This window comes from Arcticibacter sp. MXS-1 (assembly GCF_041902385.1).
In the GTDB taxonomy this organism is placed as follows: domain Bacteria; phylum Bacteroidota; class Bacteroidia; order Sphingobacteriales; family Sphingobacteriaceae; genus Arcticibacter.
In genome coordinates this window covers 4,420,229-4,442,248 of sequence record NZ_CP169244.1, presented here as the reverse complement: position 1 = coordinate 4,442,248, position 22,020 = coordinate 4,420,229, and the positions used below count along the sequence as shown (strand labels likewise).

Annotated in this window: 23 protein-coding genes and 1 tRNA gene; 5 read left to right on the top strand and 19 right to left on the bottom strand. The window is 47.7% G+C overall.

Annotated elements, in window-relative coordinates:
* Nucleotides 1–113: 113 nt before the first annotated feature.
* From ACES2C_RS19255 to ACES2C_RS19245, 3 genes are read right to left on the bottom strand one after another with little or no spacing between them, the layout of a single operon-like run.
* Nucleotides 114–797 (bottom strand): cell division ATP-binding protein FtsE, encoded by a 684-nt coding sequence (locus tag ACES2C_RS19255; RefSeq protein WP_374164680.1) that lies wholly within the window; start codon nt 795–797, stop codon nt 114–116.
* A gap of 1 nt (nt 798) precedes the next feature.
* Nucleotides 799–1,002, bottom strand: a complete 204-nt coding sequence (locus ACES2C_RS19250) for a fructose-6-phosphate aldolase (RefSeq protein WP_374164679.1) — start codon at nt 1,000–1,002, stop codon at nt 799–801.
* 40 nt (nt 1,003–1,042) lie between these two features.
* On the bottom strand, nt 1,043–2,026 hold the full coding sequence (locus tag ACES2C_RS19245; protein ID WP_374164678.1) for an acyl-CoA reductase: 984 nt from the start codon (nt 2,024–2,026) through the stop codon (nt 1,043–1,045).
* Nucleotides 2,027–2,167: 141 nt separating this feature from the next.
* On the opposite strand from ACES2C_RS19245, the gene ACES2C_RS19240 reads away from it, so the two are divergent.
* Nucleotides 2,168–2,521: a 4Fe-4S dicluster domain-containing protein gene (locus ACES2C_RS19240; RefSeq protein ID WP_374164677.1), complete on the top strand. Its 354-nt coding sequence runs from the start codon at nt 2,168–2,170 to the stop codon at nt 2,519–2,521.
* 195 nt (nt 2,522–2,716) lie between these two features.
* Here the strand turns inward: ACES2C_RS19240 and ACES2C_RS19235 are convergent, their stop codons facing one another.
* Nucleotides 2,717–3,202: a universal stress protein gene (locus ACES2C_RS19235; RefSeq protein ID WP_374164676.1), complete on the bottom strand. Its 486-nt coding sequence runs from the start codon at nt 3,200–3,202 to the stop codon at nt 2,717–2,719.
* Nucleotides 3,203–3,280: 78 nt separating this feature from the next.
* On the opposite strand from ACES2C_RS19235, the gene ACES2C_RS19230 reads away from it, so the two are divergent.
* Nucleotides 3,281–4,069: an NlpC/P60 family protein gene (locus ACES2C_RS19230; protein ID WP_374164675.1), complete on the top strand. Its 789-nt coding sequence runs from the start codon at nt 3,281–3,283 to the stop codon at nt 4,067–4,069.
* Here the strand turns inward: ACES2C_RS19230 and ACES2C_RS19225 are convergent.
* The 9 genes from ACES2C_RS19225 to hisG all read right to left on the bottom strand — a co-directional run bounded on the left by ACES2C_RS19225 (nt 4,062) and on the right by hisG (nt 12,720).
* Nucleotides 4,062–4,970, bottom strand: a complete 909-nt coding sequence (locus ACES2C_RS19225; RefSeq protein ID WP_374164674.1) for a WD40 repeat domain-containing protein — start codon at nt 4,968–4,970, stop codon at nt 4,062–4,064. The genes ACES2C_RS19230 and ACES2C_RS19225 overlap by 8 nt on opposite strands.
* A gap of 61 nt (nt 4,971–5,031) precedes the next feature.
* On the bottom strand, nt 5,032–5,742 hold the full coding sequence (gene hisIE / locus ACES2C_RS19220) for a bifunctional phosphoribosyl-AMP cyclohydrolase/phosphoribosyl-ATP diphosphatase HisIE (RefSeq protein ID WP_374164673.1): 711 nt from the start codon (nt 5,740–5,742) through the stop codon (nt 5,032–5,034).
* Nucleotides 5,743–5,744: 2 nt separating this feature from the next.
* Nucleotides 5,745–6,593 (bottom strand): imidazole glycerol phosphate synthase subunit HisF, encoded by an 849-nt coding sequence (hisF, locus tag ACES2C_RS19215; protein WP_374164672.1) that lies wholly within the window; start codon nt 6,591–6,593, stop codon nt 5,745–5,747.
* 61 nt (nt 6,594–6,654) lie between these two features.
* The gene (locus ACES2C_RS19210; RefSeq protein ID WP_374164671.1) at nt 6,655–7,404 is read right to left on the bottom strand and encodes a HisA/HisF-related TIM barrel protein; all 750 of its coding nucleotides are present in this window, start codon (nt 7,402–7,404) and stop codon (nt 6,655–6,657) included.
* Nucleotides 7,405–7,410: 6 nt separating this feature from the next.
* Nucleotides 7,411–8,052: an imidazole glycerol phosphate synthase subunit HisH gene (hisH, locus tag ACES2C_RS19205; protein ID WP_374164670.1), complete on the bottom strand. Its 642-nt coding sequence runs from the start codon at nt 8,050–8,052 to the stop codon at nt 7,411–7,413.
* 135 nt (nt 8,053–8,187) lie between these two features.
* Entirely contained in the window at nt 8,188–9,375 is a 1,188-nt protein-coding gene (gene hisB, locus ACES2C_RS19200; protein ID WP_374164669.1) for a bifunctional histidinol-phosphatase/imidazoleglycerol-phosphate dehydratase HisB, read from the bottom strand.
* The gene (hisC, locus tag ACES2C_RS19195; RefSeq protein WP_374164668.1) at nt 9,372–10,439 is read right to left on the bottom strand and encodes a histidinol-phosphate transaminase; all 1,068 of its coding nucleotides are present in this window, start codon (nt 10,437–10,439) and stop codon (nt 9,372–9,374) included. Before hisC ends, hisB begins: the two co-directional genes overlap by 4 nt.
* An 11-nt stretch (nt 10,440–10,450) precedes the next feature.
* On the bottom strand, nt 10,451–11,788 hold the full coding sequence (gene hisD, locus ACES2C_RS19190) for a histidinol dehydrogenase (protein ID WP_374164667.1): 1,338 nt from the start codon (nt 11,786–11,788) through the stop codon (nt 10,451–10,453).
* Nucleotides 11,789–11,868: 80 nt separating this feature from the next.
* The gene (gene hisG / locus ACES2C_RS19185; protein WP_374164666.1) at nt 11,869–12,720 is read right to left on the bottom strand and encodes an ATP phosphoribosyltransferase; all 852 of its coding nucleotides are present in this window, start codon (nt 12,718–12,720) and stop codon (nt 11,869–11,871) included.
* Between the two features lie 689 nt (nt 12,721–13,409).
* On the opposite strand from hisG, the gene ACES2C_RS19180 reads away from it, so the two are divergent.
* Nucleotides 13,410–14,600: an NAD(P)/FAD-dependent oxidoreductase gene (locus tag ACES2C_RS19180; protein WP_374164665.1), complete on the top strand. Its 1,191-nt coding sequence runs from the start codon at nt 13,410–13,412 to the stop codon at nt 14,598–14,600.
* 41 nt (nt 14,601–14,641) lie between these two features.
* On the opposite strand, the gene ACES2C_RS19175 is transcribed toward ACES2C_RS19180, so the two are convergent.
* On the bottom strand, nt 14,642–14,914 hold the full coding sequence (locus ACES2C_RS19175) for a hypothetical protein (RefSeq protein WP_374164664.1): 273 nt from the start codon (nt 14,912–14,914) through the stop codon (nt 14,642–14,644).
* Nucleotides 14,915–15,526: 612 nt separating this feature from the next.
* Nucleotides 15,527–16,216, bottom strand: a complete 690-nt coding sequence (gene mnmD, locus ACES2C_RS19170) for a tRNA (5-methylaminomethyl-2-thiouridine)(34)-methyltransferase MnmD (protein WP_374164663.1) — start codon at nt 16,214–16,216, stop codon at nt 15,527–15,529.
* A 177-nt stretch (nt 16,217–16,393) separates the two neighbouring features.
* Between mnmD and ACES2C_RS19165 the strand changes: the two genes are divergently transcribed.
* Nucleotides 16,394–17,428: a quinone-dependent dihydroorotate dehydrogenase gene (locus ACES2C_RS19165; RefSeq protein WP_374164662.1), complete on the top strand. Its 1,035-nt coding sequence runs from the start codon at nt 16,394–16,396 to the stop codon at nt 17,426–17,428.
* Nucleotides 17,429–17,966: 538 nt separating this feature from the next.
* On the opposite strand, the gene ACES2C_RS19160 is transcribed toward ACES2C_RS19165, so the two are convergent.
* The 3 genes from ACES2C_RS19160 to ACES2C_RS19150 form a co-directional block, all read right to left on the bottom strand.
* Nucleotides 17,967–18,146 carry a spore protein gene (locus tag ACES2C_RS19160; protein WP_374164661.1) on the bottom strand — a complete coding sequence of 60 codons (180 nt, stop codon included), beginning with the start codon at nt 18,144–18,146 and terminating at the stop codon, nt 17,967–17,969.
* Between the two features lie 28 nt (nt 18,147–18,174).
* Nucleotides 18,175–18,245, bottom strand: a tRNA-Cys gene (locus ACES2C_RS19155).
* An 87-nt stretch (nt 18,246–18,332) separates the two neighbouring features.
* Nucleotides 18,333–19,076 carry a TrmH family RNA methyltransferase gene (locus tag ACES2C_RS19150; protein WP_374164660.1) on the bottom strand — a complete coding sequence of 248 codons (744 nt, stop codon included), beginning with the start codon at nt 19,074–19,076 and terminating at the stop codon, nt 18,333–18,335.
* A 41-nt stretch (nt 19,077–19,117) separates the two neighbouring features.
* Here ACES2C_RS19150 and ACES2C_RS19145 point away from each other — a divergent pair, with 41 nt between their 5' ends.
* Nucleotides 19,118–21,448, top strand: coding sequence for a BamA/TamA family outer membrane protein (locus ACES2C_RS19145; RefSeq protein WP_374164659.1), 2,331 nt, complete (start codon nt 19,118–19,120; stop codon nt 21,446–21,448).
* A gap of 33 nt (nt 21,449–21,481) precedes the next feature.
* On the opposite strand, the gene ACES2C_RS19140 is transcribed toward ACES2C_RS19145, so the two are convergent.
* Entirely contained in the window at nt 21,482–22,018 is a 537-nt protein-coding gene (locus ACES2C_RS19140; protein ID WP_374164658.1) for a hypothetical protein, read from the bottom strand.
* Between the last annotated feature and the right edge of the window lie 2 nt (nt 22,019–22,020).

The window sequence follows — 22,020 nt, the reverse complement described above, 5'->3', positions numbered from 1 at the left end:
AACCGTCAAGCTGTCAGCGCACCTTGACTGGCACTGTCATCTTAAATTTATCCTTAAGGCGCAGAAACGCCCAACAAAAGGAAAGAGAGGTCGGTTGCCCTCTCTGTATACTATCATACGATCTTTACGTCTTCCAGCACGTGGCCGTTCTCGCACTTAATGATCCGTGAAGGGAACGTGCGAATAAGATGATAATTGTGGGTTGCCATTAGTACTGCTGTTCCTGAGCGGCTGATATCCTTTAACAGGAGCATCACTTCTTCTGATGTCTCCGGATCAAGGTGCCCTGTCGGCTCATCGGCAAGGATGATCTCAGGGTCATTAAGAAGTGCCCTGGCTATCACTACCCGCTGCTGCTCACCTCCGGAAATTTCGTGCGGCATCTTTTTGATCTTTGAGCGCAATCCCACTTTTTCCAGCACATCACGGATTCTCTCATCAATCAGTTTCCTGTCTTTCCAGCCGGTGGCTTTCATTACAAACTGCAGATTCTCTTCGATTGTACGGTCGGTCAGCAGCTGAAAGTCCTGGAATACTATTCCAAGTTTTCTGCGCAGGAAAGGAATGTCGCGGTCTGTAAGCTTCTTCAGATCAAAGCCTCCTGCATGTCCTTCTCCTGTGTTGATCCCGATCTCGCCGTAGATCACCTTCATCAGGCTGCTCTTTCCTGATCCTGTCTGTCCGATCAGGAAAACAAATTCACCCTTGTCGATGTGAAGGCTTACGTTCGACAGCACAAGGTGTTTTTGCTGATAGATATCTACGTTATGAAGTTTTATAATGGTATTCCCAATCATATCAAAGTTCTAGTTTCATCACCTTTCCGAAAGGCAGCTCCTTTGCGAGCTTCATGATCTCGTCAATTTTATCTCCCAGCCCGATCTTGTTCAAAGTCTTGTCGGGACGGTCAACCCTAAAGTAAGCCAGTAATGTAAATTCCTCATCCCTAAGCTGGATATAGTCCGGAATTTTTGCTACTCCTTTTACTTTAATGATATACATGCTCCAAAGTTAAGCTTTTCCTGCAAAAGCCGTCCCGCTTTTACAAAGTAAGCAGGAACTGCATCGTGTTTACGCCATCAGCATAATCCCACAGCCGTGGCTGCTGACTGTTTCCAAACCCTATCGGCTCTTCTATCCCCGGTACAGCATCACCGCATAACACACATTGTATCTCCTCTGCTCTCGCTGCAAGATTTGCCTGCAGAGCAGCCAGATCCGAATATTCCTCATAGTACAGGGCCGCAAGCGGAGAACTAAATGCGTCGCTTTGCCTTAAAAGCAGGAAGCCGTTGTCCAGATGTGCCTCTCTGTTCACCAGGTAAATCGACTTATTGTAGTCGTAGTTATTACTGTATTTATGATGGTTGATCACCTCCTTGAATAATTCGATTGCCTCAAAGAAAGGGACGAAGTCATAACCGACGGGTACAAACAGCTTCGAAACATTTCGGCAGCCTAGCCCGAAGTAATTAAAGATATCGTTACCCAGCGCTTCGAGATCCGTCCGGCTTTCACTTCCCGTCAGAATGGCAATACTGTTCCTGTTCTTTCTGATAATGTGAGGTACGTTGCGGAAATAGTAGTCGAAGTACCGCGACGTGTTATTGCTTCCTGTTGCTATTACCGCGTCAAAGTTTTCCAGTCGTTCCGTATACTGCACATGCGATGCAAAGTACTCGTCGAATTCTGACAGCTTTTTCAGGAGAAAAGGAGTGAGGTACTTATCCTGCGATGATAGTTTGATGAGTGCAGTGTGACCGCTTGCCAGAACGCAAAGGATGTCGTGGAAGCCAACCAGCGGAATATTTCCTGCCAGGACCAGGCCGATAATCTTGCTGCCTGCTTCCCCTCTGCTCTGAGCCAGAGTATACTCCTTCTCCAGCCATTGGCTGAGGTCACTTTCGTTCAGCATTTCGCCTATTGCTTTCACAGCTCTCGCCGTTTCTGCCGGCGTAAACCAGGCATTATGGTGTTGCGCCGACTTGATCAGCCCTTTAAATTCCTCGTCTGCAGAAGACAGCATATACTGTCCTAACTTTGTAAAAGCTTGTTTTATTTGTGCTGGCAATGCTGTCGTCATCAATTAAATAAAATAGATTATATTATATTTGCACTGTTTTTGCGATTGGTAGCAAAGTTAAGTTAAGGAAAAGACTTTTTAGACATGGCGATTAAAATAACAGACGAATGCATAAACTGTGGAGCTTGTGAGCCTGAATGCCCAAACAATGCGATATATGATGCAGGTGCAGCGTGGCGTTTTTCTGACGGAACTAATCTTCGCGGTATTATTGATTTTGGTGACGGTACAACTTTAGACGCAGAAGAGAGTCAGACGGCGATCTCCGACGAATTTTACTATATTGTTTCTGATAAGTGCACCGAGTGCAAAGGGTTTCATGACGAACCTCAGTGCGCTGCTGTGTGTCCGGTAGATTGTTGTGTGGATGATGAGGATGTAAGAGAAACGGAAGAAGAGCTGCTCGCTAAGAAAGCATGGCTTCATATGGAGCAGTAAGAACATATCTGATTGAATGGAATAGAAAAGGCGGAGTAGCAATATTCCGCCTTTTTTTATTGAAAATCAAACTCGTTAAGTCACCCTGGGAGAGCGCCCGATCCGCTGTTATTCCAGTTCTGCCGGCAGCTCATCGAGGTCTGATTAACGCTGTCTGTATCAGCGTAAGCCTTTATTTTCTCCTTTGATCTGGTACTATTTAGCCGCTTCTACGGGCTCTTTGTTCGGTATAACCAATACGGGGCACTTCGCTTTTCTGGTTACCTTTTCAGCAACACTGCCTGCGAGGAAGAGGTCAAAGCCAGTCCGTCCGTGCGTACCCAGTACAATGAGGTCAGCTCCCCATTCTTCTGCCGTATGAAGGATCTCCTCTTTCGGGCTGCCAAGCTTTGTAAAGGTATAGGTGGTTACATCTGCGCCGAAGCTATCAGCTATACGGTCGAGCAGTCTTTTTCCTGATTCATCCTGGGCTTGTATCACATCAGGCATTACCACAGGCGTTTCATTGAGCATAGGGTCGGTTACGTAGGGGGTGGCAACAGGTACTTCGTTAACGTGCAATAACGCCACTGCCGCACCTAACTTCCTTGCCAGGTCATAGCCATATGCCGCAACATGGTCTGAGTACTTGCTGTCCTCCACTGCAATCAGTATTTTATGTAGTTGATTCAGGCTTTTCATATTCGTATTTTTTATATAGTTAAAACACTTAATACGATAGTTAAGTTTTAACAGCAAATTTTTTAATATTGCAGCTATATGAACGATCCCCATTATGGTGTCTGCCATTTGTCACTGGCCCCTGTACGGGCCGAGGCGTCTGACAAGAGCGAAATACTGACCTACCTTTTGTTTGGCGACTGCTTCGAGGTGCTTGAACGAACCGAGAAGTGGGTTCTTATCCTCACGGCTTATGATAACTATGCAGGATGGATCGACATAAAGCAATTTGCTGAAATTGGTGAGTCACTCTATGCCGACTACTCCGAGCGGAGCCTCACACTTGGGCCGGCGGTCTACCAGCCCCTGATAAAGGAACAAACAGGGGAGATCCTTTATTTGCTGGCCGGAAGCAGCATTCCAACGATGCAGGATAACTCTTTCTGCCTCGGCTGTACGGAGTACCGGTTTCCGGCACGCCCCACGCTCGCACCCGGCCGTGACGGCTTAGACAGCATCAACATGCTCGCCCGCTTCTTTCTCCACGCTCCCTATCTGTGGGGCGGACGTTCCCTATTTGGAATAGATTGTTCCGGCTTCACTCAGGTAGTTTTTAAAATGCTGGGAGTGAAATTGAAGCGTGACGCCTGGCAGCAAGCCGAGCAGGGAAAGCTGGTCAATTTTTTACAGGAAGCAAAAGAGGGGGACCTCGCTTTTTTCGATAATGAGGAGGGACGTATTACGCATGTCGGCATCATGCTGAACGATCAGGAGATCATCCATGCCTCTGGGAGGGTAAAGGTTGATCCTATTGACGATCAGGGGATTTATAGTACAGACCTGAAGCGGCATAGCCATAAACTCAGGATCATCAAACGTTTTATTTGACCTCCCAGGCCATCACTATCTTATCGTCGCTTACTGAGAGAAGCGTACCGTCCGCTGTGTTCCAGCTCAGCTTGTTGACAGAGTGAGTGTGCATTTCGAAACCTTTCTCTCTGCTGATCACCTTTTTTAATTTAAATGAGTCTGTGCTCCAGATCTTGATGCTTTTGTCCTGACTGGCTGTTGCAAAGTAAGGAAGGCTGGGATGGAAGCGGATATCATATACAGCAAACATGTGAGCCGTAATACTTTCCCTGAGTTCAAAGTTCGCGGTGTTCCAGATGTTCAGCCTGGCGTCCCGCCCTCCTGACAGCAATGAAGATCCATCGGGAGTAAAGGCCAGTGAGGTAACGGGCATGGTATGCTGGTGCAGTTCCTGAACCTCGCTGTAGTCGTCTGTTCGGTAAATGCGAATCACGTTATCCTTACATCCAAAGGCGACCAGCCTTCCGTCGGGACTTACTGCGATGCATCTGACCGTCTGTTCTGACACTCTGAACTGATAAACGGCCGAGAAAGCCGACAGATCCGTTACTGATACAGTGCCGTCTTCTGAGGCAGCAAGAAGCTCGTTCTTGCTTTCAATTGCGGCCAGTCCGTATACGGGGAGCTGATGGAGCTGTATATTTGCAGCTAGTCTTCGTTCCTTCAGGTTGTAGACGCTCACCAGGCCACTGCGCTGTCCTGCCGCAAGCAGCGATCCTCCTCCTATCAGATGCAAAGCATAAACAGAGGTTTGTACAGGCATGACAACCCCGCGCGGACTGAGGGTCTGGAAGTCCCATTCTACTACACCTTTATCATTTCCGGCTGTGTAGAAGCTCTGTGTGGCCGGGTTTGACTCGATGGTGTAAATCGGATTTTGATGTCCCGGAAGAGAGGCCCTTTGTTTTACTTCAATCATCAGCTTGATTCTCCTGTCAAAACGTGTTTAAGCAGATCGGTCTTACCTCCGCTTGATTCCTTTATTTATGCCTCTTTTCGAGGTTTTCGGCAATTGTACATATGCTCAGGCCCTTTTCCTTCAACAGCACAAGGAGGTGAAAGACCAGATCTGACGCTTCGTTGATCAGATCCTCTTCTGTCTGATTCAGCGCTGCTACAACGGTCTCAACCCCCTCTTCACCAACCTTTTGGGCAATCCGGTTAATTCCTTTCTTATGAAGCGTGTTCACATATGATCCTTCTACCGGATTGTTGTAACGGTCTTCAATGATCTGCTCGAGTTTGAAAATGAAGTTCTGATTCAGGTCAGTTTCAAAGCAGCTTCTCGCACCCGTGTGGCAGGTAGGGCCTGCCGGCTTGACTTTTATAAGGATCGTATCTTTATCGCAGTCGACGTGCATGGTCTTTACTTCAAGGAAGTTGCCGCTTTCTTCGCCTTTTGTCCACAGGCGGTTTTTTGACCGGGAGTAAAATGTTACCCGACCTTCTTTCTGTGTTTTTTCAAACGCTTCACCGTTCATATACCCAAGCATTAGTACTTCCAGTGTCTGCTCGTCCTGAATAACGACAGGGATCAGTCCGTCGCCTTTGTTAAAATCTATTTCCATTCTGTTTGTAGTATTTTGTACTGAAGCCAGCACTGTTCTGTCAGCTCCTTTTCGTGTTTGAAACCCAATTTCCTGAGAACGCCAATGGAGCCGGTGTTTTGTTTCAAGCTCAATAAAAGCCATCGTCAGAGCCTTACTTCGATATGTTTCTCGCGAAGCTTTCTCTTCAGTTCCGGAATCAGGATTTCGCCGTAATGAAATACCGAAGCAGCCAGTGCCGCATCCACTCCAGACTGCTCGAACACATCAATAAAGTGCTGCACATTTCCTGCGCCGCCCGAAGCGATCAGGGGAATGGTGATCCTGCTATTGATCTTCTTAAGCAGTTCATTGTCAAAGCCACCCTTGGTTCCGTCGTGATCCATCGACGTTAACAGGATCTCTCCAGCGCCACGATCCTCTACTTCATTAATCCAGTTTTCCGTTTCCAGTTCGGTTGGGATTCTGCCTCCGTTAAGATGAACCAGGTTCTTCCCATTGACCAGCTTGGTATCTACTGCTACTACTACGAACTGCTTGCCAAATGCTGCAGCCAGCTCGTCCACCAGTTGTGGATTACGCACCGCAGCCGAGTTAATGGATATTTTGTCTGCCCCGGCATTCAGCAGCACATCTGCGTCTGCTATTTCGTTGATTCCACCTCCTATGGTAAAGGGAATATTCACCTGGCGGGCCACCGCTTTAACAAGCTCTGCCATTGTTTTTCTGCGTTCATGCGTGGCCGTAATATCGAGGAACACCAGCTCATCTGCACCCTGTTGCGAGTACTGCCAGGCCAGTTCCACCGGGTCGCCTGCGTCGCGCAGGTCAACAAAGTTTACGCCCTTAACCGTCCGTCCGTCTTTCACGTCCAGGCAGGGAATGATGCGCTTGGCCAGGGATGCAGGACGCTGTACTTCAGTAGTGGTCACGTACGCTGCCTCAGCCTTGTCCGCCTCGCCAGATACGATGGTTTTAGTACCGGGATCCGTCATTTTTAAATTTTTTATCTCGTTCGCCAGCTTAAGGCGAGCGCTTACTATTATTAGCTCCCGATTAGAACGAGATCAGCGACTTTAAGTTCCAGTCCTGAATTTCTTCGATAGATATGCGGTCTTCGTAAATCGCCTTGCCAATCACACAGGCTTCTACCTTAATTTGGTGCAAGGCCTTCACATCTTCCATTGAGCTTATTCCTCCTGAGGCAATAAGTTTGATAAAAGGGGAGTGGTTTAATAGTTTCTTATAAAGCTCAACGCCTGCCCCTCCCAGTTTGCCATCCTTGTTAATGTCAGTACAAAGGAATCTGAAGAAGCCAAGGTTGAGGCATTTGTCAACGTAATCCATTAGTTTAATAGGGGAGCTTTCCATCCAGCCGGAGTATTTGATCACTTCATCAAGCACGTCAATAGCCACTACTACCTGGTCTGAGCATTGCTGCTTTCCACACACAGCCTTGCTCAGGTCTGATAAGAACTCGGGGTTGGTGATAGCCTGTGTGCCCACTATAACGCGGTGGATACCCGCATCTATCAGTTCTCTTACCTTCTCAATACTGCGTACTCCACCGCCATATTGAACTTTCATGTCAGTCTTATGAATGATATCAAACAGATATTCCTGATTACTGAAGTCTCCTTTTGCTCCATTCAAGTCAATAATATGAACGAATTCAGTACCGTTCGACTGGTACCTCTCGATCATTTCTTCCAACGTCACATCGTAAAATGTAGCCTGTTCATAGTTTCCTTCACGTAAGCGGACAACCTTCTTGTCCAGAATATCAATTGCAGGGATGATGTACATATGTTTCTATAATTCTGAAAAGTTTTTAAGTATTCGTTCGCCGGCCTCACCTGATTTCTCAGGATGAAACTGGACTCCGTAAAAATTGTTTTTTTTCAATGCCGCCGAAAATTTCAAACCGTAGTCGGCAAAAGCGAGTGTAAATGTAGAATTAAATTCAATAAAATAGGAATGGACAAAATAAAAGTACGTGCCCTCCGGGATGTCTTTAAATAGCTCATTTTCAAATTGTGAGCAAACTTTGTTCCATCCTGTATGCGGTACTTTTATCTTAAGATCCTGAGTGAAATGGCGCGTTTTCAGGGGCGTGATACCCAGTAAGCGGGCATTTCCCTCCTCAGAAAAGTCGGTCAGAAGCTGCATGCCAACACAGATGCCAAGTACAGGTTTTGATGTGTTCCTGATTTTGGTAACCATCCCGCTCGCTTGCAGTTTTTGCATAGCTGCACCGGCATGGCCTACGCCTGGTATGATGTAACGATCGTATTTGTCGAAGTCGTCCGGCGAATAGATCATCTCATAGCGGATGTCTTGCCGGTCGAGCGCAGCAGTCAGGGAAAAAATATTACCGGCGCCATATGATATGATACCTGTAACTCCCCGGCCGTCAGATGCTGTCTGTTCTTGTTTGCTGTTCTCTTCCGTCATTGCGCACTAGTTTCTTAGTTCTTTGAAGCTATATTCCTTATGTAACTTTTGCGTTCTCTATAAATTGAATACCAGGATCGGCTGCGTTAAAGCGCTTCCCTATACGGGACAAGGCATATATTTACCCACACGTTCTCACAAAAGACCTTTTGTACTGGGAAGCTGCATGTTATTCACATCCCTCTTTGCCGCCATTTTAATTGCTTTGGCAAATGCTTTGAATATCGCCTCTATCTTATGGTGTTCGTTATCTCCTTCAGCCTTCACGTTGAGGTTGCATTTTGCTGCATCGCTGAACGACTTAAAAAAGTGAAAGAACATTTCCGTAGGCATTTCTCCAACCTTTTCGCGCCTGAACTCCGCATCCCACACGATCCAGTTCCGGCCTCCGAAGTCGATTGCCACCTGCGCGAGGCAGTCGTCCATGGGCAGGCAGAAGCCATAACGTTCGATGCCTCTTTTGTCGCCCAGTGCTTTTGATATCGCTTCTCCCAGCGTGATTCCGGTGTCTTCAATAGTATGATGTTCGTCTATGTGCAGGTCTCCTTTTGCTGTAATTTCAAGATCAATGCTGCCGTGCCGTGCAATCTGATCAAGCATGTGGTCGAAGAAGTGCAGTCCGGTTGAAATATTCGCCTTGCCCGTTCCATCCAGGTTTAACTTAACTGCAATATCTGTTTCCTTTGTACTGCGGCGGTGCGTTACTTCCCGTTTTCCGACTTTCAAAAACTCGTATACGTCTTTCCACGATGTCGTTTCTAAAGCGACACAAGCCTGCAGGCTGGCGTCGGGCTGTTTGATTTCTTCTGCACCCAGAGCAGCGTCCAGCTTCAGCCATATTGCTCTGGCTCCGAGGTTCTTTGCCAGGGCTACATCCGTCACCCGGTCTCCTATAACGAAAGAATTCGCCAGGTCGTATTGTTCTGCATCAAAATAGTGAGTAAGTAAAGCAGTGCCGGGCTTGCGGGTAGGAGCATTTTCGTGAGCGAATGTTTTATCAATGATCACCTCGTCGAAGTGCACACCTTCGTTTTCGAAAGCCTTTAAAATGAAATTGTGTACAGGCCAGAAATTCTCTTCGGGATGAGAGTCTGTTCCAAGTCCATCCTGGTTCGTCACCATCACAAGGTGATAGTCGAGTTCTTCTGCAATTTTGTTCAGATATTTAAAGGCTCCCGGATAGAATTCAAGCTTGCCGAAGGAGTCTACCTGGTAGTCTTCAGGCTCAAGCACCATCGTGCCGTCGCGGTCAAGGAAAAGGATCTTTCTTTTAACGGTCTGGGCGGCGTTCGAGGTGTTGCTGTCGTTCACTGCTGCTTTCATACGTTGTTGGTGCTGTAGGGGAAGTCTTTTAGTGTTTCAATCAGTAATTTATTTTCCTGCGGTGTCCCTATCGTGATTCGCAGGCAGCCTTCACAAAGGATCACCCTGGAGCGGTCGCGCACGATGATGCCGCGCTCTACCAGGAAGCTATAGATCGCTTTGGCATCTGTAGTTTTTACCAGAATGAAGTTGGCGTCTGATGGGTAGATCTTTAGCACATAAGGAAGCGTTCCCAGTATTTTTATCAGTTCTTCCCGTTGCTGCACCGTGTCCTTAATCCAGCTGTTCACCTGCTCAATGTTCTGGAGTGCTTCCAGCGCCAATTCCTGCGATGCCTGGTTGATATTATAAGGAGGCTTTACCTTATTGAAAACTTCGATGATTTCCTCGCTTGCGAAGGCCATTCCAACCCGCAGTCCTGCCAGTCCCCAGGCTTTCGATAAAGTCTGAAGGATAACGAGGTTGCTGTATTCTGTTAGCTCCTGAATAAACGTTTTCTGCCTTGAATAATTGATGTAGGCCTCGTCAATAACTACCAGTCCGCCGAAGTTGGCCAGAACCGTTTCAATATCTTCCCTGAAGATCGAATTTCCGGTCGGATTGTTGGGCGAACAGATAAAGATCAGCTTCGTGTTTTCGTCAATCGCTTCGGCGATCCCTTCCAGATTTAGCTGAAAATCGGCAGTAAGGGGAACCGTTTTGATCGCCACATCGTTGATGTTGGCCGACACCTCGTACATCCCGTAAGTGGGAGGGAGGAGAAGGATGTTGTCGATCCCCGGGCGGCAAAAAGCCCTGATCAGGATATCGATCGCCTCATCACTGCCATTCCCGAGGAAAATGTTCTGGGGAGGTACGCCTTTGATCTCGCTCAGCCTCTTTTTTACGACCAGTTGTACCGGATCCGGGTATCGGTTATAGGGAGAACTGAGTGGTGAACCGAAGCTGTTTTCGTTGGCGTCGAGAAAAACCGATGCTTCTCCCTGAAATTCATCTCTCGCGGAGGAATAGGGCTGCAGGTTCAGTATGTTGGTTCGTAATAATTTCTTTAAGTCAAATTCCATCGTACGTTGAATTACTTCGTTGTCTGATTTTCATCATAGAGCCTTCTGATCTTCATGGCATTCCCATGTGCATCAAGTCCTTCAAGCCTGGCCAGCGTTTCTACCGTTGGAGCTATGTTCTTTACGCCCTCGCTGCTAATGTGCTGAAATGTAATCTTTTTGATGAAGGAGTCGAGTGAAACGCCTGAATAGGAGCGGGCGTGCGCACTGGTGGGCAGCGTGTGATTGGTGCCGGAAGCGTAATCTCCGGCGCTTTCAGGAGTGAGGTTGCCCAGGAATACCGACCCTGCATTGCTAATAGAAGGAATAAGCTCTTCCCATTGGCTGGTGGCAAGGATCAGGTGCTCAGGTGCATATTCATTACTGAACTCTACGGCCTCTTCAAGATCATCAGTCAGTACGACATACGAGTTGCTGATCGCTTTAGCTGCGATGTCCTTCCGCGGAAGCTGTTCAAGCTGCTTGTGCAGCTCCTGCATCGTTGCCCTTATCATATCTGCAGAGCTTGAGACCAGCACTGCCTGTGAGTCGGGCCCATGTTCTGCCTGTGCAAGGAGGTCTGCGGCCACAAAGGCCGGGACAGCTCCCTCATCTGCGATAACCAGCACCTCTGACGGCCCGGCCGGCATATCGATGGAGGTCTGCGTACTGCTCTGTATAATACTTTTAGCTTTGGTTACGTACTGATTTCCGGGTCCGAATATCTTGTCGACCTTCGGTACTGTCTCTGTACCATAGGCCATTGCTGCAACAGCCTGCGCTCCGCCCGCCAGGTAGATCTTCGATACACCAATCAACAAGGCAACATAAGCAATATATATATTCACGCGTCCGTCTTTCTGAGGCGGAGAGCATACCACGATGTCGCGGCAGCCTGCAATCTTTGCAGGAATTCCAAGCATGAGAAAAGTACTGGGAAGCACTGCCGAACCGCCCGGAATGTAAAGTCCGACACGCTGAATGGGCCGTACCTCACGCCAGCAGCTTACACCGGGCATGGTCTCTACTTTTTCCTCTTCTTTGTACTGACTAATGTGGAAGGCATAGATGTTCTGATAGGCCGTGTCAATGGCAGCTTTTGCCTCGTCATCAATTGCGGATGCAATGTCTTTCAGCTCCTCCGCATCGATAAACAGCCTGTTCAGCGATACCCCGTCAAAACGCTCAGCAAAGGAGCGGAGAGCGGCGTCGCCACTGCTTTTTACCTCAGCGATGATAGACGCTACCCGCTCGCCGATCACATTGTCGGCGTCAGCATTGCGCGATATAAGCGATGAAAGGTCTTCCAGGACACGAAACTCAACATCCTGGCTTCTTTCAGTAGTATAATTTGCGATTTTTAAACTCATAAATTTTCCAGAACAGGCGCAGCGTAAACGGCTGCTTGATCTTTGTTAATCCTGATCCCAGCTTCAGTGATGACAGAAGTCTAGAGGATGATTTTTTCAATCGGCATGACCACAATTCCCTGGGCTCCTGCAGCCTTTAGTTCGCTGATCTTGTTCCAGAAGTCCTTTTCGGGAATGACCGTGTGAACTGCCGCCCAGCCTTCTTCCGCCAAAGGCACCACCGTGGGACTTTTAATACCGGGCAGCAGCGCTTTGATCGCCTCCAGATTCTTTTGTTCAATGTTCAGAACAACGTATTTCGTCTCACGGGCCCGCAATACCGACTGTACCCGCTGGATCAGTTCCTGCGTCAGCGCCTCTTCCTCAATTCCTTTACGGCCAATAAGCACAGCCTCTGAATGCATCACATCGCCAAAGGGTTTCAGTCCGTTACTTTTCAGCGTTCCGCCAGTAGAGACCAGGTCGCAGATCGCGTCGCTTAATCCAAGACCCGGAGAAATCTCCACAGACCCGGATATCGTGCGTATATCGGCCTTTACGTTGTTGTTTTCCAGGAACTTCTTAAGGATTACGGGATAGGAGGTCGCGATGGACTTCCCGTTCAGGTCGGCCAGCGACTTGATGGAGCACTGATTAGGAATGGCAAGTTTCAACGAGCATTTGCCAAAACCCAGCATTTGAAGATAGGATACATCAGCCTCTGTTTCCTGAATGACGTTTTCTCCTACAATTCCCAGATCGGCGATGCCATCCTGTACATATTCAGGAATATCGTCGTCTCTGAGGAAAAGGATCTCTAAAGGAAAGTTGGAGACAGGAGAAATAAGGGAGCTTTTATAGTTTTCGAAGCTTAAGCCGCAGTTTTTGAGAAGCTCAACAGATTTGTCGTTTAATCTGCCCGATTTCTGGATAGCGATTTTGAGTGTTTTCAATTCGTTCTTTATTTAATCAGTAAAAGGAGAAAGTTCAATAAAAATCAGTTTCACGTAGAAACCGTACAAGTTCATCATATCGCCTCAGGGGCGATGATGGAAATGACGGTGATATGTGAAAAATAACTTCATTTATGAACTCCTGATTAAAAAACCGGGAGCGCAAATATACACATACATGTTTAATAACAAAATATTTCTATTGTTACCTTTGCGGGCGTAGCCAAAACGATCGCGGGCCTTCTCCAACGGGAAAAGCAGAGCCATGGCGAGGCTCGTGATGATCAGACAGAGCAGGGCTGACTGTTGGACTCAGGAACTCTTGCTTATTTCGGCATACGGCAGAGCCTTGTTGAGAGACAAAAGCACATTCGTTTGGTCGATCTGATCTGCCTGCCTGGACAGGCGGGAGCCGGAATACTGCCCGTCGGCGATGCTAAAGCCGGTCAAGGGGCAGAGGATGGATGGTCCCCAAGATGCCGGCGCAGGATGAATATCGGTTGATGGTATGGGAGGACAGTCGGCCGCCCTGAATTAAGATGCGGTAAAGCGCAGCCTCTGACAGGAAGCGAATAGCGGCTTTCAAAGGGGGTGAGACGCAAAGAAGCCTTTTGAGGTACATCAGAGTCGAGGGTGTTACGGCAGAGGTAAACGAGTAAGTAATAGTAGAAAGAAACAGGCGATATAGAATGTACGATGCTGTAATAATAGGGGCAGGGGCCTGTGGACTGATGTGCGCAGTTCAGGCCGGCTTTTTAGGAAAAAGAGTGCTGATCCTCGAACGTAATCCCAATGCGGGCGCGAAGATCCTGATTTCAGGTGGGGGGAGGTGCAACTATACCAACCTGTACACTGCGGCATCAAACTTCGTCTCAGAAAACGAACATTTCTGTAAGTCCGCCTTCTCACAATGGACGGTCGAGGATACTATCACGTTCTTTGAAACCTATGGCATTTACGGGAAGGAGAAGAAGCTTGGGCAGCTGTTTCCGGAAAATAATAAGGCCCGCGATATTGTAGACGTATTTGTTTCGCTCTGTGCCGACCTGGGACAAGAGATCCGGTACGACTGTGAGGTCACTTCCGTGGCTAAAGAAGCACAGGGTGATTTTGAAGTTTCCTTCCTTGCGGAGGGCAGGCCCAGCGTTATTCGCACGGCACGGCTGGTCGTAGCCAGCGGGGGACTGCCCGTCAAAAAGCTGGGAGCGTCTGACTTCGGCCTCCGCATTGCCCGGCAGTTTGGCCTCCGGGTAGTAAAGCCGGCACCTGCGCTTGTTCCGCTTACAGTGACGGGCAGGGATGCCGACTGGTTCGCCCAGCTTTCAGGAAACAGCGTGTTTTGCAGAGTGAGCAATGAGCGGATCAGCTTTGAAGAGAATATCCTCTTTACGCACTGGGGACTTAGTGGTCCGGCCATACTTCAGATCTCATCATACTGGGAAGCTGGGGAAAGCCTGGAGATCGACCTGCTGCCCTCGTCTCGCATCCTTGCTTTGATTGAGCGGGAACGTAACGAAAACGGCAAAAAGCTCCTTTTGACCCTGCTCGCCTCACTTTATTCCAGAAAGTTTGCAGAAGCCCTTGCCAAATACCTCCCCGTAGACAAGAACCTTGCCTCGTTAAATAAGGCCGATCTGTTGCAGATTGAGCAGTTGATTCACCATTTTAAGGTAAAACCTGCAGGCGACAAAGGCTACGACAAAGCCGAGGTGATGCGAGGCGGCGTCGCTACCGGCGAGCTCTCATCTAAGACGCTTGAGGCAAAGAAAGTCCCGGGCTTATTCTTCGGCGGCGAATGCGTCGACGTTACCGGCTGGCTTGGAGGCTACAATTTCCAGTGGGCCTGGGCCTCGGGTTTTGTTATTGCCAGTAATATTTGAGGAAAAGAAGCCTGTTTTAGGCGGTTCGTACAGAGCAGCTGTTATTGCTTTTTGCCCGGCCGCATTAGTGCGACCAATGAAAGCAGCAAAAGAATGAGCAAGTCAGCCAACAGAGCAAAAAGGTCAAATTGATGCCTGAAAGCTATATGGCGTTTGCCTCCAAAATAGCTGTAGAATCGAAATGGAAAACCGACATAGTCATTTCCGTCTGAGCTACTATGGAGATCACTGCCTAGAAGAAGCATCAGGGTGAGCAGTGATGAGAACATGAGGAGTACCCACTTCATCTGCCGGGCATTAGGGTATTGTAACATCTGAAAGATTTTCGCTCTTTTTTCTGCAGGAGCTTTTTTTTGTGCTTGTTTTCCTGCATTAGTCGACCGGGGATAACGAAGGAACAATGACAGTTAAATCTAGAGATTATTTTGTTCTGATATGATAACAAAAAATAATAATTTACGATCAGACCTACATTTCGAACGAGGGCTCGGCAGGTCATGCTATTAGTGATCTGGTCAAGGGAACAGTTAATGCAAGCAGGGCGAAGATCTCCGAAAAAAGAGCATTGGCTGGAGAAGAAGCTTAATTTGCATAGTTAAACAAACGGTACGTTTCTGATTATATCCTGTGCCGTACTTCTATCGTTTTCAGTGGGGGGAGAGTCTGCGGTGCGTGCGGATTGACTGCGGTGTTTTGTTGGAAATACCCGCACTCAACCCGGACTCACCCCGGAGATACCCCGCACGCATAACGGCTATGTTATATAGGAAGAACGGTACAATAGCGCTCTTGAAGCGAACAAGAGAGATCAACCTGCAAACCCTTAGCCAAGGGTGGCCATGGCCCATTCGAGCGTCACAATAAAGATAATGAATTTTTGGAGCAACTTATGCCTCCCGGGGATGAAAAGCCCGAACAGCGGCTTGTCAAAATTCTCTTACTGCGCGGAGCATCTCTCTTTTTCCCGGCGCGCCGGGGGCCTTCTCAACAGAGAAGCCGGCTGCTTTGAGGCATCTTTTCAGGTTGCCGGTAATGGCATACGTAACAAAGACGCCACCCGGCCGCAGGTAAGCCGCGCATTTTTCAATCATGTCGTTGCTCCACATTTCGGGCTGATGGATCGCTGCAAAAGCATCAAAGTAGATCAAATCGAAGCTCTGTCCTGTCTGGAAGTGTTCGAGCTTTTCAACTGATATCCTTAATGAACAAAGCTGACTGAACTGGCATTCCTCTTTCTGTGCAGTAGCATAAGCGTAAACGAACTGATTCCAGGTCTCTTCTGAGACAAAGCGGTCGTATCCTGTATTGAAAATCAAGTCTTCAAAAAGAGGGTAAGCCTCAATACCGGTGTAAGAGAGTTTTATAGATGAAAAGGTGCAGTAGTCGGCTGTCAGCAAGAAGTTTAGTCCGGTGCCGAAGCCGACTTCGAGGATGTCGGCGTGATTTCTACGCTCTTTTTCGAGTAAGAACTTTAGCCCGGAATTCAGGAATACGTGCTTGCTTTCCTGCAGGGCACCATGGCGGGAGTGATAGTGCTCGCCCACCTGTGCATTGAATAATGTATTGGAGCCGTCGGCTGTGGCGACGAGAGAAAGCACTTCTGAGCTATTTGACACGTGTTTGCGGATTTATGGAGCAAAGATAAGCTTTAACATTAAACGAGTCGCTAATTGAATAAGAAGGGGCGGACGCATGGGTGTATTTGACAGCCTTTGGTGTGCTGAGGGTCGCGCTTCTGTTCATGTAGATAAAAAAACACATGCTGATCACGTAAAAGTCCGTATTTTTGCCGCATGTACCATCTCATAAGACCTTTGCTTTTCAAGTTTGCCCCTGAAGACATCCATCATTTTGTAACTACAGTGCTTCGGGCAGCTAACAAGGTCCCGGGAGTGGCGGCTTTGCAAAAGTCGGCATTTCATTTGAACGATTCACGGCTTGAGCGGGAAGTGTTTGGCTTGAAGTTTAAGAATCCCGTGGGTTTGGGCGCCGGTTTCGATAAAAATGCGGAGCTGGTAAAAGAACTGGCAAATTTTGGATTCGGCTTTATTGAGATTGGAACGGTAACCCCCTTGCCTCAGCCGGGGAATGATCTGCCACGGATGTTCCGTCTACCTAAGGACGAAGGACTGATTAACCGGATGGGCTTTAATAACAAAGGAGCAGAGGTTGCTGCAGGTCATCTGCGCTATCTCAAGAGGAACGGTCTGATCATTGGCGGGAATATTGGAAAGAATAAACTTACTCCGAATGAGAACGCGGTAAACGATTATATCAAGTGCTTTGACGCGCTTTTTGATGTAGTGGATTATTTTGTAGTGAATGTGAGTTCGCCCAATACGCCGGGTTTGAGAGCTTTACAGGAAAAGGAGCCGCTTAAGCACATCCTGCATACTCTTCAGCAGCGCAATTCAAAAGACGGGGTATCGAGACCGATTCTCCTGAAGATTGCGCCGGACCTAACGAACGACCAGCTTGACGACATTATAGAAATCGTTAAGGAGACAGGTATTGCGGGTGTGATCGCGACCAATACGACAATTGGGCGTGATGGCCTGGTTTCGCCTGCTAAGCTTACTTCTGAAACGGGCGGCTTGAGTGGAAAGCCACTGACAAAGCGATCTACAGAGGTGATCCGCTATTTGTCTGAGAAGTCGGGAAAGGCTTTCCCTATCGTAGGAGTGGGAGGGATTCACACCCCGGAAGATGCTATTGAGAAGCTGGATGCAGGTGCCTCCTTGATCCAGGTATATACCGGTTTTATCTACCAGGGACCGGCTATTGTCAAGCAAATTAACCGGGGGCTGCTGCGCGCCGGTAAAGCTTAATGTAAAATATGTACACGAAGGTCTCGGTTTAGCCTGATGGTTAATTTGGATGCCTTTTCCTAAAGCGATGGTACACTATGAAGTTCGAGAAGAAAGTCTTACGGCATTCTGGAAATCCGGCTGCCTTTAGGGAGAAAGTTCCGCTCTTCTTTTGTGAGCCAGGAGGGGCCCTGATTTGCCCCGACGTTCTTTCCGTCCTCTTGAGGGAACGCCGTTAGAAATCGATCCATTAATGGAGGTTTGCTGAGAGAAATGGCACGGTGAGATATCCTTAAGGGATCGAAAGGGCTGACCCAGTTGGTCTCAATCTTTCAATGCTAAAATCAAAGTCCTGCGAAGCCAGTTCAGAGGTGTGCGAAACATCAGCTTCTTTATGTATCGCCTAATGAAAATTTTGGCTTAATTATTCATCCCCCGGACTTTTTAGTTTGATCCTTGATGCCTTGATCCGTGAAAAGGCCAATAAAAAAAGAGGACACTTTTTAAGGATCCTCTTTAGATATTCTTTAAAGCCTGGAAAAGGCTGGAGTAAACTGTCTTATTTAGACTGCGCTTCGATTTGAGCAAGTACTGCATTATTCTTGGCCAGCTGGCTAGTTGCTGATTCCTTAGAACGGCTGCCAGTTTCAATGTTGCGGCCAAGCTTCAGGAACTGAACTTCCAGGCGTGAAACCGTTTTGTTTCTTCTATCTTTTCTTTTTAAACGTGTAACTCCCATGGTTTTCTTTTTATCTATTAATCCTGTGAGGTCGGAAGCGGATTCGAACCGCTGTACGAGGTTTTGCAGACCTCTGCCTAGCCACTCGGCCATCCGACCCTGTTCGAGGGAGTGCAAAAATAGTAATTATTTTTAATTCGGCAATCAGGATTGATAAAAATTGAATTTTTAGTTTTCTTTTTCGTCTTAGCTTTTCCTTCGCAGCTCCGAACAGAGGATAGCTGCCGAGATTGCTACATTGAGCGATTCGGCCTTGCCAAACCTTGGAATGGTGATTCTTTTGGTAAGAGCGCGCTGGAGCGTCGGCGAAAGGCCATTGCCTTCATTTCCCAGGACGATGAAGCCTTCTTTGCCGAAAGAGCTTTCATAGACAGAGGTTCCGTCGAGGACGGCCCCTAATACCGGAATTGCTGCTTGCTCAACCAGCTCTTCGAGATTCGCATAGTATACTTTGATGCGGGCGAGAGATCCCATCGTTGCCTGCACAACCTTCGGGTTATATGCTTCGACCGTGTCTTGTGAACAAACGATCTCAGAAAAGCCAAACCAGTCGGCTGTGCGGATGATCGTCCCCATATTTCCGGGATCCTGCACGCCGTCGAGCATGATAGTGAACTTCTTTTTAAAACTTTCAACGTTTAAGTTAGTTCTTTCTGGGATGCGAACAAGGGCAAGCGCATCCTGGGGAGCCTGCAGTGCACTGATTTTTTTGAGCTCGCTGGCGCTGATTTCAAGCTGTTTTACTTTTTGTGATAATTTGCTCAAATTTGGCAGCGCATCAGGAGTATAAAAAACGGTGTCTACTGAATAATCAGAAGCGAGAAATTCAGTTATTGATTTGGAGCCTTCTGCAATGAAGAGCGCATGCTCCTTTCTGTATTTTTTTTGATGTAATGCATTTACAAAACTGATTTGGGATTTTGAAAGCATATTGTACCTTTCGTCTTTTCTTTGCTGCAAGTATACTGTTTTTGGCAGTCATATTAGACGGTTGTTCCGGCACGCGCTACCTGAACGAAGATCAGGCGCTTGTAAAGGATGTGAAGTTAAAGGGGGTGGATAAAGAGCTGAGGGAAGACGCTTCATTGTATATCCAGCAGGATATCATGCCGAATTCACGTTTTAATCTGGCCTTGTTCAATTTTTTTAATACCAGGCACGGCAAGTATAAAACCACGCGTCTGAAGAATATTGGTGAGGCGCCGCATCTGCTTGACAGTTCGCTCGTTGATATCTCTACCCGCGAGATTCAGAAATTTCTGGTTTATAAGGGTTATTTCAAGGCCCGCGTTACCAATGAAATCAAGGTAAAAAAGAAGAAGGCCTATATCACCTTCACCGCGGAGCAGGGGCCGGCCTTTTCTATACGCAACTTTACTTACGAAATACCCGACACGACCGTCAGGAGCTTGTACGAAAAGAACCGGGCCGGATTTACTCAAATCAGAAGCGGAAACCGGTACGATGCTGATTCGGTGATGAACGAGATTAACAGCACCTACACCCTGCTGAAAGATAACGGCTATTACGATTTTGTTAAGCAGTATATCCACGTGGGGCTGGACAGTTCTCTGTCGTCGAGCAGGGTAGACGTGAAACTTCAGATTTACAATCCGCCGGGGAAAACCACCCACAGACAGTATTATATCAATAACGAGACCCTTATGACCATCCGGACCTCAACGGGACGGATGCGCAATATACGTCCGGATACCGCTGTAATTGATTCGCATCTTTATTTCCGGGACTATTCTCATCGTTTCAGATACAAGCCCTTGTCGCGCTATATCTTTCTTGATTATGGAGCTCCTTATAGCGTCACGCGCGAGAACCTGACCTATGACCGGCTTTACGAGCTCAACGTGTTCCGCACGCTGAAGATTGAATACGAAAAGGATCCGGATAGCTCGAGCCTCAATGTGACCATTGATGCATCGCCGCTGAAGAGGATGAGCAACCGGGTGGAAGGAGAATATACTTTTAATTCGGGAAGAAACGGCTTTAACATCGGGAATACCTATACAAACCGAAACCTCTTTGGCGGAGCAGAACAGCTGGATGTGAAGCTGCGCTATGGCATCATGTTCGACAATCGCGGAGGGCGGAGCGTCTGGGGTAACGTGTTTAACCGCGATTTTCAGCTGGGCGTTAACCTGATCATTCCGCGACTACTGGTGCCTTTCCGCGTGCCCTCTAAGATTGGAACAGGCATTCCTCATACTACTTTCTCAAGCAGCATGCAGCTCTTTAATCAGCCCGGTGCTTTTCGCAATCGTTTGTACATCAATTCAATTACGTACGACTGGCTGCAGGACAGGAACAAGCTGCATAGCCTTACTCCGGTAAATGTGGAATACAGAGACGGCCGACTTGATCCGAAATTTAAAGATTCTATCAGGGCCAGAGGGTATGAAGCCTACATCAAGACAAACGACCGTCGCTATTTTAACCTTGGAAGCATCTATACTTACACTTATAACGCCAACAAGTTAAATTCTTACAATGACTTCTTTTATTTCAGAGGCTTAACCGATCTCGGGGGGAATACCTTTGGTCTGGTTGCCAAGTTGTTACATTTCGAGAAAGACAGTCTCGGCTTTCGGAATTTTCTCGGGTTGAGGTACCTTCAGTATACCAAGGGTGAAATAGATCTGCGGTATTATAAGCATCTTGGAGGCGAGCGGCAATTGGTTGCCCGTATCAACCCGGGGATCGTGGTGCCGTACGGAAACACCTACGGAAACACCGACTCGGTAAGTATTCCCTTTGAGAGGATGTTCTACGCGGGAGGCTTTTCCGGTGTACGAGCATGGCAGGCGAGGACGTTGGGACCGGGACGTTATAATCGCAGTTCAATTGAAACAGAAGAAGCCAGGAAGAACCTCACTTTCCTGGATCAATATGGCGAGATTAAGCTGGAAGGAAATGTGGAGTACCGGTTTAAGATCATGAACAGTTTTCTTGGGGCGAAGCTGAAAGGTGCTTCGTTCGTCGACTTCGGAAACGTGTGGCGGTATAAGAAGACCCAGGGCTTTGAGAACGGAGAGTTCCGGTTCGGGAAATTCCTGGATCAGGTAGCCATAGGAGCCGGCGCCGGACTTCGTTTTGACTTGCAGTACTTTGTCTTCCGCCTGGATGTGGGAGCAAAGGTGAAGGACCCCCAGTTTTCTGACCAGTGGGTGGTAAAGCATCTCTTCAGCCGCAGTTCGCGTGAAGAGTTTAAGGCTGAGTATTCGCGTACCAATTCACCGGACCAATACCGCTTTCTGCAATATAACTTCGGTATCGGAATGCCGTTTTGAGTTCTTGATCCAGGCCTGATTCTGCTAGCCTGTCTACCAGATCATCGATTTTATCCCGTCAAAGATTGTCTCGAAAAAGGTGGGAATTCCCAGTCCTTTGTTGGAATTAAATACAAGGAGCACAACCAGAATAATAACGGCGAAGACGATAAATTTCCTGAACATTCCGGCTATAATCACCAGGCCGAGCGGGATCAGCACCAGCATCATCCAGTTGATTTTGATCGGGTTAAGTCCGCTTTCTTTCTTGATCACGTAGTATAGCTTGGCATGCGTTCCGTTATCGTTCTCGTGCTTTAGATAGACAAAGGTGGATTTGTTAATCTGCTGCGGTGCTACGGCTACTCCATCATGAAAGGTAAGTTCCTGCTTGAACCCGTTGATGCTGAACAAATAGGTGCCTTTTACCCCTTCTTCCGGCTTTTCATCCTTATCGGCCGCGATGATGGCGAGCTTATCATTCTTCAGCAGGTTTTCTTTTACTATGAAATTATTGAGACTGTCGGTCTGCGCAACGGCGGATTGCAGGAGTATGAAACTCAGGATGATCAGACAAATGTTCTTTTTCATGT

Excerpts from the sequence above, each read along its gene's own strand:
- ACES2C_RS19255 (WP_374164680.1), bottom strand. The coding sequence starts at position 797 with ATGATTGGGAATACCATTATAAAACTTCATAACGTAGATATCTATCAG.
- ACES2C_RS19250 (WP_374164679.1), bottom strand. The coding sequence starts at position 1,002 with ATGTATATCATTAAAGTAAAAGGAGTAGCAAAAATTCCGGACTATATC.
- ACES2C_RS19245 (WP_374164678.1), bottom strand. The coding sequence starts at position 2,026 with ATGCTGTCTTCTGCAGACGAGGAATTTAAAGGGCTGATCAAGTCGGCG.
- ACES2C_RS19240 (WP_374164677.1), top strand. The coding sequence starts at position 2,168 with ATGGCGATTAAAATAACAGACGAATGCATAAACTGTGGAGCTTGTGAG.
- ACES2C_RS19235 (WP_374164676.1), bottom strand. The coding sequence starts at position 3,202 with ATGAAAAGCCTGAATCAACTACATAAAATACTGATTGCAGTGGAGGAC.
- ACES2C_RS19230 (WP_374164675.1), top strand. The coding sequence starts at position 3,281 with ATGAACGATCCCCATTATGGTGTCTGCCATTTGTCACTGGCCCCTGTA.
- ACES2C_RS19225 (WP_374164674.1), bottom strand. The coding sequence starts at position 4,970 with ATGATTGAAGTAAAACAAAGGGCCTCTCTTCCGGGACATCAAAATCCG.
- hisIE (WP_374164673.1), bottom strand. The coding sequence starts at position 5,742 with ATGGCTTTTATTGAGCTTGAAACAAAACACCGGCTCCATTGGCGTTCT.
- hisF (WP_374164672.1), bottom strand. The coding sequence starts at position 6,593 with ATGACGGATCCCGGTACTAAAACCATCGTATCTGGCGAGGCGGACAAG.
- ACES2C_RS19210 (WP_374164671.1), bottom strand. The coding sequence starts at position 7,404 with ATGTACATCATCCCTGCAATTGATATTCTGGACAAGAAGGTTGTCCGC.
- hisH (WP_374164670.1), bottom strand. The coding sequence starts at position 8,052 with ATGACGGAAGAGAACAGCAAACAAGAACAGACAGCATCTGACGGCCGG.
- hisB (WP_374164669.1), bottom strand. The coding sequence starts at position 9,375 with ATGAAAGCAGCAGTGAACGACAGCAACACCTCGAACGCCGCCCAGACC.
- hisC (WP_374164668.1), bottom strand. The coding sequence starts at position 10,439 with ATGGAATTTGACTTAAAGAAATTATTACGAACCAACATACTGAACCTG.
- hisD (WP_374164667.1), bottom strand. The coding sequence starts at position 11,788 with ATGAGTTTAAAAATCGCAAATTATACTACTGAAAGAAGCCAGGATGTT.
- ACES2C_RS19180 (WP_374164665.1), top strand. The coding sequence starts at position 13,410 with ATGTACGATGCTGTAATAATAGGGGCAGGGGCCTGTGGACTGATGTGC.
- ACES2C_RS19175 (WP_374164664.1), bottom strand. The coding sequence starts at position 14,914 with ATGTTACAATACCCTAATGCCCGGCAGATGAAGTGGGTACTCCTCATG.
- ACES2C_RS19165 (WP_374164662.1), top strand. The coding sequence starts at position 16,394 with ATGTACCATCTCATAAGACCTTTGCTTTTCAAGTTTGCCCCTGAAGAC.
- ACES2C_RS19160 (WP_374164661.1), bottom strand. The coding sequence starts at position 18,146 with ATGGGAGTTACACGTTTAAAAAGAAAAGATAGAAGAAACAAAACGGTT.
- ACES2C_RS19150 (WP_374164660.1), bottom strand. The coding sequence starts at position 19,076 with ATGCTTTCAAAATCCCAAATCAGTTTTGTAAATGCATTACATCAAAAA.
- ACES2C_RS19140 (WP_374164658.1), bottom strand. The coding sequence starts at position 22,018 with ATGAAAAAGAACATTTGTCTGATCATCCTGAGTTTCATACTCCTGCAA.